This window comes from Pseudoalteromonas ardens, from assembly GCF_030125445.1.
Taxonomy (GTDB): domain Bacteria; phylum Pseudomonadota; class Gammaproteobacteria; order Enterobacterales; family Alteromonadaceae; genus Pseudoalteromonas; species Pseudoalteromonas ardens.
This window is the reverse complement of the sequence record NZ_JASJUV010000001.1, coordinates 633,442-650,893: the sequence shown is the minus strand read 5'-3', so window position 1 is coordinate 650,893 and position 17,452 is coordinate 633,442. Positions and strand designations below refer to the sequence as shown.

15 protein-coding genes are annotated in these 17,452 nt (G+C 48.4%); 7 read left to right on the top strand and 8 right to left on the bottom strand.

Annotated elements, in window-relative coordinates; all coding sequences use genetic code 11:
* The first annotated feature begins 41 nt into the window (after positions 1–41).
* Together QNM19_RS02550 and QNM19_RS02545 are read left to right on the top strand one after the other, a co-directional pair.
* Positions 42–2,033: a methyl-accepting chemotaxis protein gene (locus tag QNM19_RS02550; protein ID WP_049865853.1), complete on the top strand. Its 1,992-nt coding sequence runs from the start codon at positions 42–44 to the stop codon at positions 2,031–2,033.
* Positions 2,034–2,534 carry a phosphatase domain-containing putative toxin gene (locus QNM19_RS02545; protein WP_049865854.1) on the top strand — a complete coding sequence of 167 codons (501 nt, stop codon included), beginning with the start codon at positions 2,034–2,036 and terminating at the stop codon, positions 2,532–2,534. It abuts the gene before it with no gap.
* Between the two features lie 45 nt (positions 2,535–2,579).
* Here QNM19_RS02545 and QNM19_RS02540 read toward each other — a convergent pair whose 3' ends face one another.
* The 3 genes from QNM19_RS02540 to QNM19_RS02530 form a co-directional block, all read right to left on the bottom strand.
* Entirely contained in the window at positions 2,580–3,392 is an 813-nt protein-coding gene (locus tag QNM19_RS02540) for an SDR family NAD(P)-dependent oxidoreductase (RefSeq protein ID WP_284026275.1), read from the bottom strand.
* 216 nt (positions 3,393–3,608) lie between these two features.
* Positions 3,609–4,217: a glutathione S-transferase family protein gene (locus QNM19_RS02535; protein WP_049865855.1), complete on the bottom strand. Its 609-nt coding sequence runs from the start codon at positions 4,215–4,217 to the stop codon at positions 3,609–3,611.
* A gap of 73 nt (positions 4,218–4,290) precedes the next feature.
* Positions 4,291–4,965, bottom strand: coding sequence for a type 1 glutamine amidotransferase domain-containing protein (locus tag QNM19_RS02530; RefSeq protein ID WP_049865856.1), 675 nt, complete (start codon positions 4,963–4,965; stop codon positions 4,291–4,293).
* Between the two features lie 348 nt (positions 4,966–5,313).
* Here QNM19_RS02530 and QNM19_RS02525 point away from each other — a divergent pair, with 348 nt between their 5' ends.
* Positions 5,314–6,348, top strand: a complete 1,035-nt coding sequence (locus tag QNM19_RS02525) for an alpha/beta hydrolase (RefSeq protein WP_049865857.1) — start codon at positions 5,314–5,316, stop codon at positions 6,346–6,348.
* Positions 6,349–6,457: 109 nt separating this feature from the next.
* A complete protein-coding gene (locus QNM19_RS02520; RefSeq protein WP_049865858.1) occupies positions 6,458–7,060 on the top strand; it encodes a hypothetical protein in 603 nt (200 codons plus the stop codon).
* Positions 7,061–7,140: 80 nt separating this feature from the next.
* Here the strand turns inward: QNM19_RS02520 and QNM19_RS02515 are convergent, their stop codons facing one another.
* Positions 7,141–8,253, bottom strand: coding sequence for an amidohydrolase family protein (locus QNM19_RS02515; RefSeq protein ID WP_049865859.1), 1,113 nt, complete (start codon positions 8,251–8,253; stop codon positions 7,141–7,143).
* A gap of 176 nt (positions 8,254–8,429) precedes the next feature.
* Here QNM19_RS02515 and QNM19_RS02510 point away from each other — a divergent pair, with 176 nt between their 5' ends.
* Entirely contained in the window at positions 8,430–10,817 is a 2,388-nt protein-coding gene (locus tag QNM19_RS02510) for an ABC transporter permease (protein WP_284026274.1), read from the top strand.
* A gap of 38 nt (positions 10,818–10,855) precedes the next feature.
* On the opposite strand, the gene QNM19_RS02505 is transcribed toward QNM19_RS02510, so the two are convergent.
* A complete protein-coding gene (locus QNM19_RS02505; RefSeq protein WP_049865841.1) occupies positions 10,856–12,247 on the bottom strand; it encodes an MATE family efflux transporter in 1,392 nt (463 codons plus the stop codon).
* A gap of 98 nt (positions 12,248–12,345) precedes the next feature.
* Between QNM19_RS02505 and QNM19_RS02500 the strand changes: the two genes are divergently transcribed.
* On the top strand, positions 12,346–13,221 hold the full coding sequence (locus tag QNM19_RS02500; RefSeq protein WP_049865842.1) for a LysR family transcriptional regulator: 876 nt from the start codon (positions 12,346–12,348) through the stop codon (positions 13,219–13,221).
* Here the strand turns inward: QNM19_RS02500 and QNM19_RS02495 are convergent.
* Complete coding sequence (locus tag QNM19_RS02495; RefSeq protein WP_049865843.1) at positions 13,218–13,787, bottom strand: DJ-1/PfpI family protein; 570 nt, start codon at positions 13,785–13,787, stop codon at positions 13,218–13,220. The genes QNM19_RS02500 and QNM19_RS02495 overlap by 4 nt on opposite strands.
* A 171-nt stretch (positions 13,788–13,958) precedes the next feature.
* On the opposite strand from QNM19_RS02495, the gene QNM19_RS02490 reads away from it, so the two are divergent.
* Positions 13,959–16,127, top strand: a complete 2,169-nt coding sequence (locus QNM19_RS02490) for a M3 family metallopeptidase (protein ID WP_049865844.1) — start codon at positions 13,959–13,961, stop codon at positions 16,125–16,127.
* Positions 16,128–16,191: 64 nt separating this feature from the next.
* Here the strand turns inward: QNM19_RS02490 and QNM19_RS02485 are convergent, their stop codons facing one another.
* Both QNM19_RS02485 and QNM19_RS02480 read right to left on the bottom strand, forming a co-directional pair.
* Complete coding sequence (locus QNM19_RS02485; RefSeq protein ID WP_049865845.1) at positions 16,192–16,569, bottom strand: response regulator; 378 nt, start codon at positions 16,567–16,569, stop codon at positions 16,192–16,194.
* A 273-nt stretch (positions 16,570–16,842) separates the two neighbouring features.
* Complete coding sequence (locus QNM19_RS02480; RefSeq protein ID WP_010384413.1) at positions 16,843–17,313, bottom strand: GNAT family N-acetyltransferase; 471 nt, start codon at positions 17,311–17,313, stop codon at positions 16,843–16,845.
* Positions 17,314–17,452 lie beyond the last annotated feature (139 nt).

Sequence of the window (17,452 nt, the reverse complement as noted above, 5' to 3'; positions counted from 1 at the left end):
AAACAGCTATTTACGCTAAAACCCCAAGAAGTGAGTCGTGCATGCTCAAAACAATAGCTAAAACCATATCCAGCCACCTTACCCTTGTTGTTCTGCTTCCATGTTTGCTGTTGGGCGGCGTCATTTTTTATGATGTGTCAGTGTCAGCAAAACGCATGAATGACGCCTATGACGCCGAATACAATGCCTTTTTGAGCCATGCTGTGCTCGCTCTGGTACACGAAACGCAAAAAGAGCGGGGGGCTTCTGCAGGCTTCATCGGTTCGCAAGGCCAAAAATTTCAAAGCAACCTGACACAGCAACGCCGCCTGACCGAAAGTCAGCTCACTAAGCTTAAAAGTGAGGTGATACACTGGGACTTGTCGGAAGAAATGACGCGCGAGCTCAACATATTGCTGCAAAAGTTTGACCAGCTCGACAATGTCAGGCGCAAAGTCAGCTCGCTCTCTATGAGCCTGCCTGAAGCATTAAAATACTACACCGACATTAACAATCAGGGCCTGCATATTGTTATCACAGCAGCGCGTCTGAGCCGCGATTATATCGTTGCCACTGAGTTAATGGCGATATACAACTTCTCCAGCGCCAAGGAGTCTGCTGGCATAGAGCGTGCGGTTCTGACAAATGTGTTTGCACAAGATAAATTTACCCCGGCACTTCGCACCCGCTATACCCAGCTTCACACCAAACAAGAAGTCTATCTGACTGAAGCACTCGAAGCATCTCCCCCAGAAATGAAAGCCATGTTTTCTTCGGCATTAAACAGCAGAGTCATGAAAAACGTTGACGCTTTCAGGGCCACCGTCGCGGATCGGGATTCGGGGTTCGGACAAGATCCCGAAGCCTGGTTCTCAGCCGCTACTCAACGGATTAATGCGCTCAAAGAAGCTGAAGAAAAAGCGCTGACACTGGTCGATAAAACGGCCATCAAAATTCAGGAAGCAGCGGTTACGGTTCTGGTGGTTGAATTGATTATTCTGGTAATAGGCTTACTGATAACAGCTGCGCTGTTCATATCAATCCGGCTTCGTCATCAGCAGTCTGCCAAGATTGCAGAAGGCATCATCATCGCTATGGAACAACGCAATCTGGCGCATGAAATCGGTATTCTTAGCTCCGACGAGCTTGGTAAATCAGCAACCGATATCAACAGTCTGACCCGACAATTTGCTGAAGATCTGATTGAGTTCGGTCGTGCATCGCAAAAAATCACCACATCAACCCACGAAACCGCTTGTGCCATCAGCCAGAGCCAGACCAATTTGGTTGAACAGCAATCCGGTGTGCAAACCATTGCCTCAGCGGCTGAGCAAATGAGTGCCAATATTCAGGTCATCGCCAACTCTATGGTAGAAAATGCAGCCGCGGCAAAGTCCGTGTCGCAGGAATCAGTCAATGGTCAAAAGGTCGTGACAGACGCGGTACAAGTGATCCAGCAAGCATCCCTTGATATGGAGAAGTCTGCGACATCCGTCGATGCGCTGAACGAGCGGGTGGGCAGCATTTCGGGTATGGTTGATATGATCCAGAGCATTGCCGAACAGACCAATCTGCTGGCACTGAACGCGGCTATTGAGGCCGCCCGGGCTGGTGAGCAGGGCCGCGGCTTTGCGGTGGTTGCCGACGAAGTCCGCAGCCTGGCCAGTCGCACTCAGCAGTCTACAGAAGAAATTTCTGCACTCGTGAGCGAACTACAAACCAGTGCTAAATCTGCCTCGGACGTTATCACCCAGGGCAAAGAAAATGCCATGCAGGCTGCCGAGCGTGCCGAACTCATTAAAGAAGCGTTAGGCAAAATAGTCGAACAGGCTAAGCAGGTAGAATCAGTGACGGATTCGGTGTCAGTGAATACCCAGCAGCAAAGCAACGCCATTGACGAAGTCAGCCGGCATATAGTAGAAATATTTGCCAAGGCCACCGAAACAGTAGCGGGGGCCGAACAAATTGCCGTGGCAGCCTCTAATATCGCAGAGGCCGCAATGGATATGGATGAATTAATTGACCGGTATAAAGTACAGGAACAGACAGACTAAATGACCTCACACCCTTTCGATACGCTGCGCCTTGGTAATGGCGCAGCGTTGTTATTTACCCCATGCCCGGGCACTAAGGGCACCACATTAGATGAGTCAGTACGACAATTGCGTGACGCCGGAGCACAGGCTATTGTGACGCTCATGTACCCTTCGGAGTTAGAAAGTAACGAGGCAACCGCCTTACCTCAGGTGTGCGAAGACCTTGGCATGTCTTGGTTTCAGTTGCCTATTGCAGATGACGCCCCACCTAATGAAGACTTTACGCAGGCATTTGTGAAGAGCTGGCCGCAACTTAAGGCCATTCTGTCTGAACAAGGTACTGTTGCAGTGCACTGTAAAGGCGGCTCAGGGCGCACAGGACTGGCCATTGGTTTGATCATGTATCAACTTGGACTGGATAAAGCGGACATCATCCCTCAGGTGCAGTCACTGCGTCCAAAAGCGTTAAATCACCCGGCTCAGCTTGGGTTTTTCAATCAATTTTCCCGCTTCGAGTAATCGTTCGCTCTTGATTGCCACTGTCAAAGCACAGTGGCAAATGCATTACGCAAACCCATATTGCTGACGAAAATGCTCTAAGACTTTGAGTAACTCTGTTACTTTTTGCTCATCATATGCGTCATCATGGGCCCGTGCAAAGCGTCCATGGTCATTGTCAAAATACTGGCCGGACGCCCCTGAGAATTCCTCGGACAACGCCGCCCGAACCAATATATCCGCGCCTTCCTGAACATTGCCCCCGGCGACACCATAGGCCTGCTCAACCATTTTTGAACCCAGAAAAGACTTGGGATTCACCGCAACAATCATCGCCTGGGAATCATCAGAGGCTGCGCCCAGTTGCATCGACCACATGGTCAGGGCCAGCTTACTTTTGGCATACGCCGCATTATCCGACAAATTGCTGGATGCGATTATCTCTTGTGGCTTCAGAGATGCCTGTGCAGCCGATGATAAGTTGATCACTCTGGCACCTTGCTTCATATCAGGCAGCAACGCTTGGGTCAGCAGATAAGGGGCAATGGTATTCACCATAAAGCGTACATCAATCCCCTCTGGCGTGGTTCGCTCTGGTATCACAAATACACCGGCGTTGTTGATCAGCACATCCAGCTCAGTACCTGCCTGCTTAAGCGTATTGACCAGATGCTTAATATCACTGATCACACTCAAATCTGCGGTGTAAGTCGCAACACGTTCCGGCTCGATATACACCGAAAGTTCAGCTTTGAGCGCTGATAGCTTTTCAGCATTTCTGCCATGTAAGATCACACGGTGGCCCAGCTCAAGGAGTGTTCTCGCCGTAGCCAGTCCAATCCCATCGGTTGCACCGGTAATTAATATGGTTTTTGTCATCACTGTATCGCTCACTGAAGTTAATAGGGTCGATTAAAAAGAACCGGAGCACACTCACGGTACAGATACAGCATAGATTATTTAATAAAGATTTATTATCCAGACAAATAAACAATCAGTATTTTATTTTTATTGATAATAAATCGATATTCAGTGGTCAACGCCAGAAAAACAGCTGCTCTGCGCAGATAAAGCAAAGCAGCCCATAGAAACAATTTACCCTTGCTTTCTGGCAGCCTGATAAGCCTCGCGACTTTGTACCTGGTTAAGATAGCGCTGTATCTGTGGTTTATCATCCAGCAGCTTAAGATTAGCCGCAAACTCCAGCGTGATGGTCATCATAATGTCTGCTGCGCTAAATTGCGGGCCAGCAAAAAACGTTTGCTGCGACAACGTTGCTTCAATATAACTCAGATCCAGTGCCAGCTCTTTGGCAATGTATCCATCCATTGGCGCGCTTCCCTCACGCTGTTCCATACCCAGCAACAAAGTCGTGATCACCGGCAGTGCCAGAGATCCTTCGGCGAAATGTAACCATTCAAGATACTGATAATAATGGGTATCGCTTTTTGCAGGGCGCAGCGCTGTCGACTCAGCCTGATCAAGTAAATACTCCATGATGGCCCCCGACTCACACAGCACCAGCCCGTTGTGTTCAATGGCCGGCGCTTTATTTAGCGGATGAACCTGGCCCAGGCTTGCTGGTGCCAGTCGGGTATGCGGATCGCGCTCGTGGTGTACCACTTCGTAAGGCAGCTTAAGCTCTTCAAGCAGCCACAGTACGCGAGTTGAACGTGACTGATTAAGATGGTGTACTTTAATCATGAAAACATGGATCCCTTGTCTGAGAAAAGTCGGCCGTACACATATCAAAAACGACCGACGAGGATAACAATGATTACTGTGTAAGATGTTTAGCCAATGCCACACCCACAGCGTGTGCGCTGGCCGGATTCTGACCCGTTATCAGGCGTTCATCTTCGACCACCAGTTCCTGCCAGGGCTGCACTTTTCGGTATTGCGCCGCTTTACGAGCAATGGCTTCTTCAAGCAAGAACGGAATATCGCTGATGGTACCAAAATCAATTTCCTCTTCGCGGGTAAAGCAAGTGACTGACTTATTCGCAATGAGCGGCTCACCGGTACTCAGGGTGATCGGTAATAAGGCCGCTGGCCCATGGCACACTGCCGCTATCACCCCACCCGCTTCATAATGACTCGCTGCCAAAACAGCAAACTGGTCGTCGCTTGCCAGATCGCTGAGCAGACCAAAGCCACCCGGGTAGAAAATCGCATCATAATCGCTCACATTCAGCTCTGAGGCTTTCAGCGTATTGGCTATTTTTGCCTGTAATTCAGGATCTTCAAGCATCTGCCGGTTTACCTCATCGTCTTCCGTTTCCGTGCCATATAAAGGCACCTGACCACCCCCAATAGACGCTAGCTCAAAGGCAATTCCCTGTGCTTTTAATACATGAACGACATGTGTCAGCTCCGGGGCGTAGGTACCATTTGCCTGATCTGTTTCACCTAAGGTTGCGTGGTTGGTGACCGGAATTAGAACTTTTTTCATCGTACTTTACCCTCCTGAGTTATTTGATCTGTATGTGTAGTACTGGCGTTTCTGGTAGCCATTGCGTTGTGCGTATTCACTGTAGATTATTTCTCAGAAAAAGATAATGGACGTAACTGGCAAACACTTTTTCCACACAGCAAAAATCATCTCGTACAAGTTACAGGCCGCTTATATCAGCCTTGGTGCGACCAAAACCATTGGTTCGGACAGAAATTACCTTTACCTTAGCTGAAGCCTTACAGCTAATTACAACTTTTCCACAGAGCTTTACACCCTTAGGGCGGGTCAGTCTATATGGTAGGAGTCTGTTGATTATTGGACGTATCAATTAAAGGAGAGATCATAATGCCCAGATGGAATCCGACTTTTTTCACTGCCTTCTTTTTTATCCTACTTTGCTCACTCAGCGGTTGTCATAACAGTAACCAGGAGCTGGTTGAAGACCGTATCATCACCTTCAGTTCAGACGAAAACACGTTACAGGCCAGACTAGTGGTACCTAAAGTGCACCAAAGTAACGATGCTATCATTTTGCTTGTACATGGTGATGGCGCGATGGATCACAGCGCCAAAGGCTACTTTGAGCCAATTATCACCACGTTAAACGAACAACGATACGCGACGCTGTCATGGAGTAAACCTGGCGTTGGCAATTCTGATGGCGACTGGCTGGCGCAAACCATGTCACAACGTGCAGAGGAAGTCCGCAGTGCTATTCGTTATCTTAGACAAAATGGTTATCCGAATAATCCCATTGGTGTGGTTGGCTTCAGCCAGGCAAGCTGGGTGCTGGCCGAATTAGGCAATGAACCTAAAATCACCTTTGCCGCCCTGATAGGTGGCGCTGCAAACTGGCGGGAACAAAGTAAATATACCATGTGGTTGCGCCTGATAGAGGAAGAAAAAATTCACCCTGACGACACCGCCGTGTGGCAAGAGATTGAAGAGCTCAACGAGCTGGAATATCAGCTCATTAAAAGCGGATTTAATGATTATCTGGGCAGTGACCTACACTTGCATCCATTTATGGCACAACCATTGGAGGATGAAGCACGCTTTGGCTTTGTACGTGCGAATATCGACTCCGACGTCAGTCTTGGATTTGCTCAGATCCACTTTCCGATGCTGGCGCTATTTGGCGATTCAGATATCCGGGTTGATATTGAGCATAGCCAACAGATATTTGCCAGTACCCTGGGGGCATCAGACAAGCTGACTCAAAAGGTGATCAGCAATGCTTCCCACGCCCTGCTTAAAACCGAGCTGTCGATACGAGCAGCACTGTATTTAACGGAAGATGATTTTGCACCAGGCGCACTGGACACACTGGTCGAGTGGCTGAATACACACGCTCACAAGGCACCTACACAGCGCTTATAGCCTAAAACCAGGGTGAAGCAGCAAGCAAACTTCACCCTCTTTCGCTTTTTTGTTGCATAATAAGAATAAAATCAATACTTTATTTATAAAATAATAAAAATATCCAATTATGCTGTATATCATACTGACCATTGCTCTGCTGGCACTCAGCGCTTTACTGTTTACCCCTTCATTCAAAGCTTTTACGCTCCGTTACGAAGTTGCCTGCAATTTCATTCTGACCCTGGTTGCCACCCTAGTCGGCGTGCTACTGGCAATTGCGATCAGCAATTACGATGCAGACAAAAAAGAAATTAAAGACTTAATTAAGGTACTTAATGCCGCCGAAGCGGTGGTTGAAGAAAGCCTGGACTACAGCGTCAAACTCAATGAAATCTACCAGGAAAATCCCGAACAGTTTGGTGAACAGGGCGACTTTTTTACCCGCAATCCACTCGTTTACCCACACTACCTGGATAATATGCTCACTCAGAATTTGATCAGTAAAAACTTGTCACAGGAAGGGTTAAGTGAGTTGAATGAGCACCTGATCACACTACAGCGCTCAAAGCAGGTTGCCCCTCAGGCCTTTATAGCCAGTATGCGTTACATCAAACAAGTGCTGATTTTAGAGCGTCGCTTTCAACTCACAGAAATCTCAGCACAGGAGTATCAGCAAACACTTGATGAATATGAAGAACAGCTGGTGTACCAACAACACGAGCAAAAATAATCAAGCCCGCCATGCGATGATAACTTGCTGCGACATGACGGGCTGCGGAGATTGTTCTACAAGGTCTGTCAGTATTTTATTTATTTGCATACCTCAGGAGCCTGATAGTCCAGCTTCATCAAATCAAAGTAGTTTTGCCCCAGCGCGATATATCGAAATGCCTCGTCATTCAAATATTGGTTAATGCGGCTGTTGATCTCCACTTCACGCTTGTAATCCCTTTGTTGATAGCCTTTTGCTGCCACAAAATCACTGCCGGTCAGAATACGTTTTGGATAACGATTAAAAAATGCCACATACTGCTCTCGTATTGCCGCATGACGAAAATACGCCTCATATAAAACTCGCCATGAAATATCCAGCATCAGGTTAGGATAGACATCCAACAGACGCGATAAAATCGCGATATGCAGCTGTGGATCCAGCTTCGTTTGCTCCCGTGACAACCCCATATGAACCCAGACAATCGGGTTTTCCGGGTAACGGGCCAACACACTTTCCATCAGATGCAAATACTTGGTTGGCGCCTGATCTGAGCCGATATCAGCATGGATGGACAAAGGCATGGGTGCCCTGCCGCCTTCAGGTGCTCTGAGCCGGGCCATAAACGGCGCCCAGTCATCAATTCGTTGCGGCGGCGTTGCCCGGTGCGAATGATCAAACAAGGCCTGCTTTACCAGATTCACCTCGCCCATCCAGGTAAATGCAGGTCCAAATTCATCATCAAGCAATGCCATTTTTTGCGCGACATACTGCGGCTCACTGAGGTCGGCAAAGCTCATTGACAGGGTCAGATGAACATCTGTATTTGGGTGCAATAACGCATTGGATGCATTGATAATATCGTTTCTGATGGTCGGCTTAATTTCACCCGTCGGACACACTGAAAAGCGCTGACAACCACTTTGCGCGCTGAACATTTGTCCGATGCCAAAGGCATTCACAAATAACACGCCCGCAGGCTGAAAATAACCTATTAGTTCAGGGTAAGGAACCGCCTCACCACCGAAAGGGCGAAAATGAGCATGGGCATCCACTACAAACGTATAAGGCTGTGTATCCCTGTCATAACAAGCCTGCTCTGCACCCGGCTTAAATTGTGTCAAATGACGCTCGCTTAGCGTGCTTTGACAAGCCGCTGTCAGGGCCATCACCATAGGTAGCAGTACGGCACGTAATTTATGTATTTTCACGGTTTCTCCCTGCCTGATTGAGCAATGGCAACATGGCAATTCCGGACTTTTGGTCCGCTTTTGCAATTGATAGCAGCATGAAATATATAACCAATTGTTATCACTATACAATTTTTCTGGTTCATTCTTTGCTGTAGACTAAATCCTGATCACCGACCGTTCAAGGGATATTGGCCATGTCACAGCGCTATCGCGACTTTATCTGGTTCACCTGTTTACAGCCAGCACTTATGCAATTGCACAGGCAACCGCGCTGGGCATTAAGCATGCTTGTCCTGCTGACACTGACACTCAGTGCCGTACTCTGTGTTGCTGCTGTGCTTTACCATATCTGGTTTAAGCCACTTCCCTACCCTCAGCCACAGCACCTCCATCTGATGGATCATCACCGTCAGGGGAGTGCAGCAGAACTGACTGATCAGGGCTGGCCTTACCCGGCACTCACTCAGCTGTTATCAGCGCCGGGTAAACACACATTGCTGGCCCTCTACTATGCCGAAGAGGTCCCTCTGGACACGCTCTACCAGAAGAAAATAAATACCGCGTATGTCAGTGGCGACTGGCAAACTATGCTGGGAGCTGAACTCATTCATGGCCATAGTAATGCGTTTTTAGCCGCGCCAGACACTCAATCACACGGTGCGGTGATCAGCCATGCGCTGTGGCAATCCGCTTTCGGTGGCACACCAGATATCTTAAAACATCACCTTAATATCAACGGGGTACGTCACCCTATTCAGGGTGTGGTTAGCCCGGGCTATCATCCACCTGAGCTATTAAAACCCGGCTGGCAGCCAGAGCTGTGGCTGCCCTGGCGTTTTAACAACTCTGAATATAAAGGGTACTGGAAAAGCCCCGATCCGCACATTCGCGTCCTGCTACGCACGCAGACACCTCAAGCACAACTTGCGGACTTACAAACGAGAGCCAATGAATCAGCAGCCTTGCATGCACCAGCGCAACTCAGAGACTGGCAAACCCGTTTGACCGGACATCCTCTGACCAAGGCATTGCGTGGTGATCATCCGGTTATTGTTATTGTCTTTACCTGCACGCTGGCGTTATTGTTGCTAGCTAGTCTGAATCTGGCGCAAATGTTTTTACTCCAGTTGCTGCAAAGCCGACATCAGCTGGCTGTGCGATCTGTGGTTGGTGCAAAATACACAACTTTGCGCAATACCTTGCTGTGTCAGCTGACTTTATTAATAGTCCCAGCACTGGCATTCGCCCTCGGATTAACGCATCTGGCACTAAACTACAGCAACACATGGATATCACAGTTCATTTATCAAAGTGCACAACTAACCGTTAACTGGCAGATCGTATCGCTGGCATGCCTGCTGGGGGGTGTAATCCTGGCTTTGTTCATGATCTTAAGCCACAAACATTGCCAGCCAGAAAAGTTGCTGAACAGTCTCAAGCGCAGCGGCAAAGGCCAGGCTGCGCAACTATCGCAAACAACCATCAGGCGCTTCGTTGCCTCCCAGGTATTATTGGTTTCCCTGGCCATTTTGGCTTGTACTCAGCTGGTTTGGGACAACCTGAAGCAGCTGACTCACCCGCTGGGGTTCGATACCCAACAAATCTATGAACTGGAGTTCAATGTTGCAACACTTGACTGGCAGGGCTGGCCAGCTTATGCACCAATGGCTAAAGCATTTAAACAGTCTTTGCTGCAAGAGCCTGGTGTAATAGCAGCCAGTTTCGCCCGCACTCCGCTTAAAGATGACTTTCAGTTCAATGTCACTGCATCGTGGAGCAACACCCGCTATTTGCCATTTCATCGCAATGTGGATCAAGACTACTTTTCGATACTGGCACAACGTCTTATTGCAGGGCGGACCTTCACCGCACAGGACATTGAGGAACAACGCCCTGTGGTGATCGTCAATCGTACATTCGCCCGTCAGCTGGGCGGTGAGGTGCTGGATAAAACGCTGAATATTGATGGGGTAAAAGCACAACGTATCATCGCGGTCATCGACGACCTGCAACTGCCAGGTAAACCCATTCCTCCGGCACGCTTTTACCTGCCGAACTTTGGCTCAGCGACTTACCTGCTGGTTAAACTCGCGCCTGGGGTGACTCTGAGCAAAACACAACTCAGTACGCGGTTAAAACAACAGTATCCGCAATTTGTCCTGACTCAGTGGCGCGCATTGGCAGAGGAAGTCGCCCATGCCCATCAGTATCGGCGTATCACAACCTGGCTGTTGGTCGTTGTCAATCTGCTGATCCTAATCATTACCACCTATGGCATATACAGCCTGCAAAGCTACGCAGCTTATCTTCAGCAAGGTGTAGTCAAAGTTCATTTGATGCTGGGAGCAAAACGTCGTCAGGTATTGTTGGCAAGGATCCGTGCATTTTTGCAGCCCGCATTGCTCAGCCTTGCATTTGCAGTAATTGCGATAAGCTTGAGCTGGCCCTGGCTCGACACCTTAATGGCATTTTCTCCCAGCCTGACACTCATTGCAGCAAGCTTCGCCGGTGTAATTATAACTCTGGTGGCTATCAGCCTCATCACAGCCCGCCAATATGTTCCCACCAAGCGTTTGTTATGATGTGTAAAGGGGGTTTCCATCCCCCCTTTTTTAAAATACTAACCGCGGACCTCTGCGACTTGTTTTAATCGCGATAAATCCCGCCACAACACAGGTGCCACAATCAAGGTTAGCACCAGGTTAGACACAGGCACCGATAACCATACTCCATCTACCCCAAATTGTTCTGGCAGCAAGTATAAAAATGGCACCTGAATGACCATGTTACCCAGCGAGATCAACAGAGATTTCCCTCCCTGATCCAGTGCCACATAATACATGGCGGCAAGAAAAATAAACCCATCCAGAAACACCATAGACAAATGCAGACGTGCACCATGTTGTGCCTCATTAAGCAATGCCTGATCCTGAGTAAAGAAGGACACGATTGCTTCGGGAAACACGTTCAGACACAACACAATCACAAGACCAACCGACAAGCTCACCTGACATGCCAACTTAAGGGTCGCGCGGATTTTCTCTATTTGCCCCGCGCCATAATAATAGCTCACCGGTGGCTGCATACCACTGGCAACCCCTTCAGCAAAAAAGTAATAAATTACCCCAATATAACCGATGAGCGCAAAAGCAGCGACGTGCAACGACTCTCCATAGGTCAGTAACTGCTTGTTGTGCAGCGCAGTAATAAATGCAAAGTACAAAAACATTGCAAGCCCCGATGCGCCCTGTACTAAGGTGCGCCCCGCCAGTTTCTGAGAAAAAGTCAGCCTGCTTAAGCTCAGTCCGATACCCGCTTTTGAAGAGCAAAAATAACTCAATGCCAATATGCCCACCAGGGACTGCGATACCACGCTGGCCCAGGCTGCACCTGCAAGCTGCCATTGCAACAACACGATAAACACATAATCCAGAACAATATTAGTCAGTGCCCCCAGGATCAGTAACCGCGTAGCCACACCTGGACTGCCATCATTACGGATCAACATAGGTAACGCGCCTGCTGCCATAGTTGCTAACGCACCCCAGCCAAATACCGACAAATAGCTGTAACCAAACCTAAGCACCTCACCGCTGGCCCCCTGTACGTCAAGCAACAGACTGCCACTGGCATACAAACCCAGACTAGTTGTCATTGCCAGTATCAACAGCAACCAGATACTGGTTGCCAGCACAGCATGCGCCTGTTCGCTGTCTTTGGCACCGCGAAACAACGACAACAAGCTCCCGGCACCTATGCCTACCAAAGTGCCGAGGCCCGCTATCAGGCCAACAACAGGCCAGGCGATGTTCACCGCAGCCAGGCCATCTGCCCCTATAAAATGACCAACGAAGACCCCATCAACAACCTGATACAGCCCATTCACCATCATGGCGGCAACAGCCGGTATGGTGTAACGCCAAAATGTTCGGACAACCGAATCACTCTGCTTACCTGTCGGATCTTTTTGATTTTGACTGAGCTCAGTCAGCTCAACATCATGCGTTTGCATAAAACTCCCCGCTCATTGCGAATAACCGCTATTATGCTTAACTATCGGATGAAAGAAAGTTAGTTACTATCCGCTTTTCGGATACATTGGAGCCTGTTATGCACTGGACACTGGATCAACTGGAAGCCTTTGTGACTGCCGCCAGAACGGGGTCATTTTCTGCAGCCGCCCGCAAGCTGGGTAAAGCTCAGTCCCGGATCAGCACAGCCATTGCCAACCTGGAAACCGATCTGGGTTTTGAGTTATTTGACCGCACAGCCCGGTTACCAGTGCTGAATGCCGCCGGGCATGACCTGTTTGCGGAGGCAGAAGCAGTGCTCATGCAATGCCAGAGATTACAATCAAGAGCGCTGTCTATGAGCTGTGGTGAGGAAGTATCCCTGACCGTCGCCATGGATGAGGCTGTGCCCATCAATGCCTTTGAAACCCTGTTCGAACAGCTGTCACATCAGTTTCCTCTCCTGAAGCTGTCGATATTAAACGGCTCACAGGATGATATTGCTGGCTGGGTTGATGAGCAAAAAGCCGATCTGGGCATTTTATTTCACCAAAAGCCACTTTCACAAAGTCTCGACTTTACACCGCTGGGCAGCTTTGAGCAGCGCCTGATAGTCGCCCCCGATCACCCGCTGGCATCACATTCACAGCCAACCGTAGAGCAATTAAATCAACATCGGCAGCTGGTGATCCGAGACCGCATTGGCAACAGCCAATCTCAGGCGATTTCTTCTTTTCACTGGCATGTAGACAGCTATTACTATATCGCTGGCCTGGTGTTAAGAGGGGTTGGCTGGGCACTGGTGCCTGAGCATGTCGTAAAATCTCATTGGTTTAACGAGGCAGTTATCACGCTTTCCACCCGGCATATTCCCGGCTCTCTGACCGTAGACATGGGTCTGGTCAGGCGCAGAGACAAAGCCTCGGGGCCTGTCATCCACTGGATTTACGACACCGCTTTATCAATGGCACTTTAGAGCCAGTTATAGTCCATTTGCCGGGCCGTTTTAAACGCCAGTGATTTACCAAAGTGCAGCTTAACCAGCTCAAGGCTCATGTCGATACCCGCTGACACACCTGCCGAGCTGGTAAAATTCTGATCCATCACAAACCGTTTATCCTCACACACTTTCAGATGCGGGTAACTGGTTTGCAGCCGCGCCAGGTCATCCCAGTGAGTGGTCACCGATTTACCGTCAATGAGCCCAGCTTCGGCAAACAAAAAAACCCCTGTGCACACAGATGCACAGCGGCGAGTATGCGTCGCCGTTTCAGCCAGCCAGGCTAACACTGAGGTATTACTGAGTACGTGCTGATGTTGTCCGCCTGCAACAATCAGCAAATCAAATCTGGGATGACCATGAATACTGTAATGCGGGTTTACAGACAAGCCACCACGGCAACTGACGGGTGCATGACTGGGTGCAATCAGGCTTACATTTACGGGCTCGTCAACAAAACGGGCAGCCGTGCTGAACACTTCAAATGGGCCGCTAAAGTCCAAGACTTCAACGCCATCGTAAATAAAAATACCGATTTCCATTGAATGATCCAGAATAAGGAAGTTTTTTAGCTCCCTTAGTGTAGCGCAGATCTTAGCCATTCATATCTATTTACACTTTGATTTTGGCGATTAATCGAGATCTGATTGCACTTTCATGAATTTGTCTTTTAGTATGCTTGGCAATAAAATACCAACAAGCGAAAACCAACTATGTTGAAAATCAAACTAACACTACTTAGCGCCGCCGTTGTGATCGGTCTGGCAGGTTGTAGCAGCACCCAGCAAAGCAGCACAACCACGCCAACCGTTGCGGAAAAACAATACCAAAACCCGCTGTTACAGCCTTTCACCGGTCCTTATCAAGGCGTACCTCAATTCGATAAAGTACAACTGAAAGATCTTGAGCCCGCGCTGGATATCGCACTGGCTGACCACTTAAGCGAAATTGATCTGATTTCAAACAACACCGCACCGGCGACGTTCGACAATACTATTGTTGCGATGGAACGTTCAGGTCAGGCACTGGATCGCCTTTTTACCTACTTTGGTATCTGGAGCGCCAACAATTCATCACCTGAATTTCGCCAAATGCAGGGCGGCCTGATGGCAAAGTACGCTCAATACCGTTCTAAAATCACCCAAAACAAGGCGTTATTTGAGCGCGTTAAAACAGTGTATGACAGCCAAGAGTTTAAGCAGCTGAGTGCTGAAGAACAACGTATCACCTGGCTACAGTACAACAGCTTTGCTCGTAACGGTGCGACACTGGAAGGTGAAGCCGCTGAACGTTACGCTGAAATTAACCTGGCTTTATCGAAGCTACACGCAGACTTTGCCAATAATGTACTGGCCGACGAAGAAGGCTATGTCGTTTACCTGACCAAAGATCAGCTTTCTGGTCTGCCTCAGTCCTACATTACCTCTGCGGCTGCCGCGGCTGAAGAGCGTGGCAAACCAGGCATGTATGCAGTTACCAACACCCGCTCTTCCATGGCCCCATTCCTGATGTACTCCACTGAACGTGAGCTACGTAAGCAAGTATGGCAGAACTACTACAGCCGTGGTAACAACGCAGGTGAGCACAACAACAAAGCCATCATCAATGAAATCCTGACATTGCGTCACGAGCGGGTGCAACTGCTGGGTTATGAAAACTATGCTCAGTGGCGTCTTGAAGATCGCATGGCTAAAGATCCAAAAAATGCGATGGAGCTGATGGATAAAGTCTGGCCAGCCGCAATTGCCCGCGTAAAAGAAGAAGTGGCAGACATGCAGGCACTGGCAGATAAAGAAGGCGCCAATATTAAGATTGAGCCATGGGATTATCGCTTTTACTCTGAAAAAGTCCGTAAAGCCAAGTACGACCTGGACTCTAACGAAGTTAAACAATATCTCCAGCTGGACAAACTTCGTGACGCCATGTTCTACGTCGCGGGTCGCCTGTTTAACTTTGAGTTTACCGAAGTACCAGAAGGCTCAGTGCCTGTCTTCCACGAAGACGTACGCGTATGGGAAGTCACCGATAAAACCAGCGGTGAGCATATTGGCTTATGGTACTTAGACCCATTTGCCCGTCAGGGTAAGCGCTCAGGTGCATGGGCAACTTCATACCGTGGCCACACCACCTTTGATGGCAAAACCAACGTATTGAGCTCGAATAACTCAAACTTCGTAAAAGCACCAGCAGGACAGGCTAGCCTGATCTCGTGGAACGATGCAGAAACCTATTTCCATGAGTTCGGTCATGCATTGCATTCTCTGTCTTCGAAAGTGAAATACCCAGGTTCCAACTCTGGCGTACGTGACTACACTGAATTCCAGTCACAGCTGCTGGAGCGCTGGCTGGTCACTGATGAAGTCATCAATCGTTTCCTGGTTCACCATGAAACAGGTCAACCTATGCCGAAAGCACTGGTGAATAAAATCAAGCAAGCAGCCAACTTCAATCAGGGCTTCGCCACCACTGAATACCTGGCATCAGCCATTATGGATATGAAGTTCCACACCACAGATCCCGCTCAGATTGGCGACCCGGTTGAATTTGAAAAATCTCAACTGACTGCAATTGGTATGCCATCAGAGATCGTCATGCGTCACCGCACCACACACTTTGGTCACGTTTTCTCAGGTGAAGGTTATTCAGCTGGCTATTACGGCTACCTGTGGGCCGAAGTGCTGACATCAGATGCTGCACAGGCATTTGCCAGTGCACCAGGTGGTTTTTATGACGAAGAAGTAGCAGATCGTCTAGTGAATTACCTGTTCTCTGTGCGTAACGCAATGGACCCGGCAGAGGCGTACCGCAAGTTCCGTGGTCGTGATGCAGCGGTAGAAGCCCTGATGTTAGACCGCGGCTTCCCGGTTAATGCTGACAAGTAACCGTAAAACCAAAAAAGCCCTGTTATAACAGGGCTTTTTCTTTACAAACGGCGTATTTAAAACGCTACTCAATGAGCTCTAGTAAGTGCAGCTTTTTGAACTGCTTTTCTAATGTTGCCATGCTGAATGGCTTAATAATAAACCCATCCACTTTTTCTAGTAACACCTGCTGTACTCGCTCACGACCATTTTCACAGGTCACCATCACAAGCTTGAGATTTTTTAGTGCCGGTCTGGTGCGAATTTCGTGAAGTAAGGCCAGCCCATCTATGTGTGGCATATTCAGGTCGGAAATCACCAGCTGGTAGGGTTTTGCCTCAAGTAGCTCCAGTGCTCGTTTGCCATCTGTCGCTTCATCTATGTCTGTATAACCAAGCCGACGGAGCATACCTATCATCACATGCCGCATTGACGCCATGTCATCAACAACCAGTATCTTCACCTGTCTCTCCTTAATATTAATACCAATTTCACTTAATACGAGTTCATTTTGACGGAGCAAAGATGACGCTAACGGCGTTAAAAATTTCTCATTTAGAACCTTATACCTTAGACATAGGTTCACAAATTTTTTGCCTGGTTATCGACCCTATTTTCTCGCCTCAAAATAGAACGCTTAATTAAGCAAATTGGTATAACTTCACCGATAATAAGAATAAAAATTAGACCAAGATATCAGCAAAGTCGACCTTACTCGTAAGGTTTAGGAAAATTCCTAGTTTGACTCTTTATTCAGTGACAAAGACATAAACACACTGAGTGGGTTATCACGATACAGACCGAAGCGTTCACAACGGTCAAAACCAAGACTTTCATACAGATTAATTGCTTGTTCTTGCTTCACACCAGTTTCAAGGCGGATCAGTGGAATTTGTGCGTCGCCCGCGTAATGCAACAAGATTTGCATGATACGCTTAGACAACCCCTTGCCCCGATACTGAGGTTTGACATACAAACGCTTTATTTCACCGTATAAGGTTTTATCGAATTGTTTAACGATGGCGCCACATGCAACTATGCCCTCTTCGTTGCGTAGCCCCACAGCACGTACATTAGGTTGATTGAGCTCTTCCAGTGCCAAAGACTGATCACTGGCAATGGGGTAGAGGGTATTCATCAAGCGGTCAATTTCTGCAAATAGTTCTCTAACACTTTGATCATCTGGTTTTAAATCAACTAGTTGCATAATTTTCCTTTCAACTGACAGTTACTTTCCAGGCCCAGCCAGACCCCATTTACACGACACGTAATCAGGTTAAGCGTAATGACTGGTGCGACAAACTAAAAGGGCATTTTAACGTACTTTGCGGGAAATATAACTAAAT

Bases quoted from the DNA above. Each gene is read 5' to 3' on its own strand.
- QNM19_RS02550 (WP_049865853.1), top strand. From the start codon at position 42: ATGCTCAAAACAATAGCTAAAACCATATCCAGCCACCTTACCCTTGTT.
- QNM19_RS02505 (WP_049865841.1), bottom strand. From the start codon at position 12,247: ATGCAAACGCATGATGTTGAGCTGACTGAGCTCAGTCAAAATCAAAAA.
- QNM19_RS02510 (WP_284026274.1), top strand. From the start codon at position 8,430: ATGTCACAGCGCTATCGCGACTTTATCTGGTTCACCTGTTTACAGCCA.
- QNM19_RS02500 (WP_049865842.1), top strand. From the start codon at position 12,346: ATGCACTGGACACTGGATCAACTGGAAGCCTTTGTGACTGCCGCCAGA.
- QNM19_RS02535 (WP_049865855.1), bottom strand. From the start codon at position 4,217: ATGATTAAAGTACACCATCTTAATCAGTCACGTTCAACTCGCGTACTG.
- QNM19_RS02545 (WP_049865854.1), top strand. From the start codon at position 2,034: ATGACCTCACACCCTTTCGATACGCTGCGCCTTGGTAATGGCGCAGCG.
- QNM19_RS02525 (WP_049865857.1), top strand. From the start codon at position 5,314: ATGCCCAGATGGAATCCGACTTTTTTCACTGCCTTCTTTTTTATCCTA.
- QNM19_RS02540 (WP_284026275.1), bottom strand. From the start codon at position 3,392: ATGACAAAAACCATATTAATTACCGGTGCAACCGATGGGATTGGACTG.
- QNM19_RS02490 (WP_049865844.1), top strand. From the start codon at position 13,959: ATGTTGAAAATCAAACTAACACTACTTAGCGCCGCCGTTGTGATCGGT.
- QNM19_RS02495 (WP_049865843.1), bottom strand. From the start codon at position 13,787: ATGGAAATCGGTATTTTTATTTACGATGGCGTTGAAGTCTTGGACTTT.
- QNM19_RS02530 (WP_049865856.1), bottom strand. From the start codon at position 4,965: ATGAAAAAAGTTCTAATTCCGGTCACCAACCACGCAACCTTAGGTGAA.
- QNM19_RS02520 (WP_049865858.1), top strand. From the start codon at position 6,458: ATGCTGTATATCATACTGACCATTGCTCTGCTGGCACTCAGCGCTTTA.
- QNM19_RS02480 (WP_010384413.1), bottom strand. From the start codon at position 17,313: ATGCAACTAGTTGATTTAAAACCAGATGATCAAAGTGTTAGAGAACTA.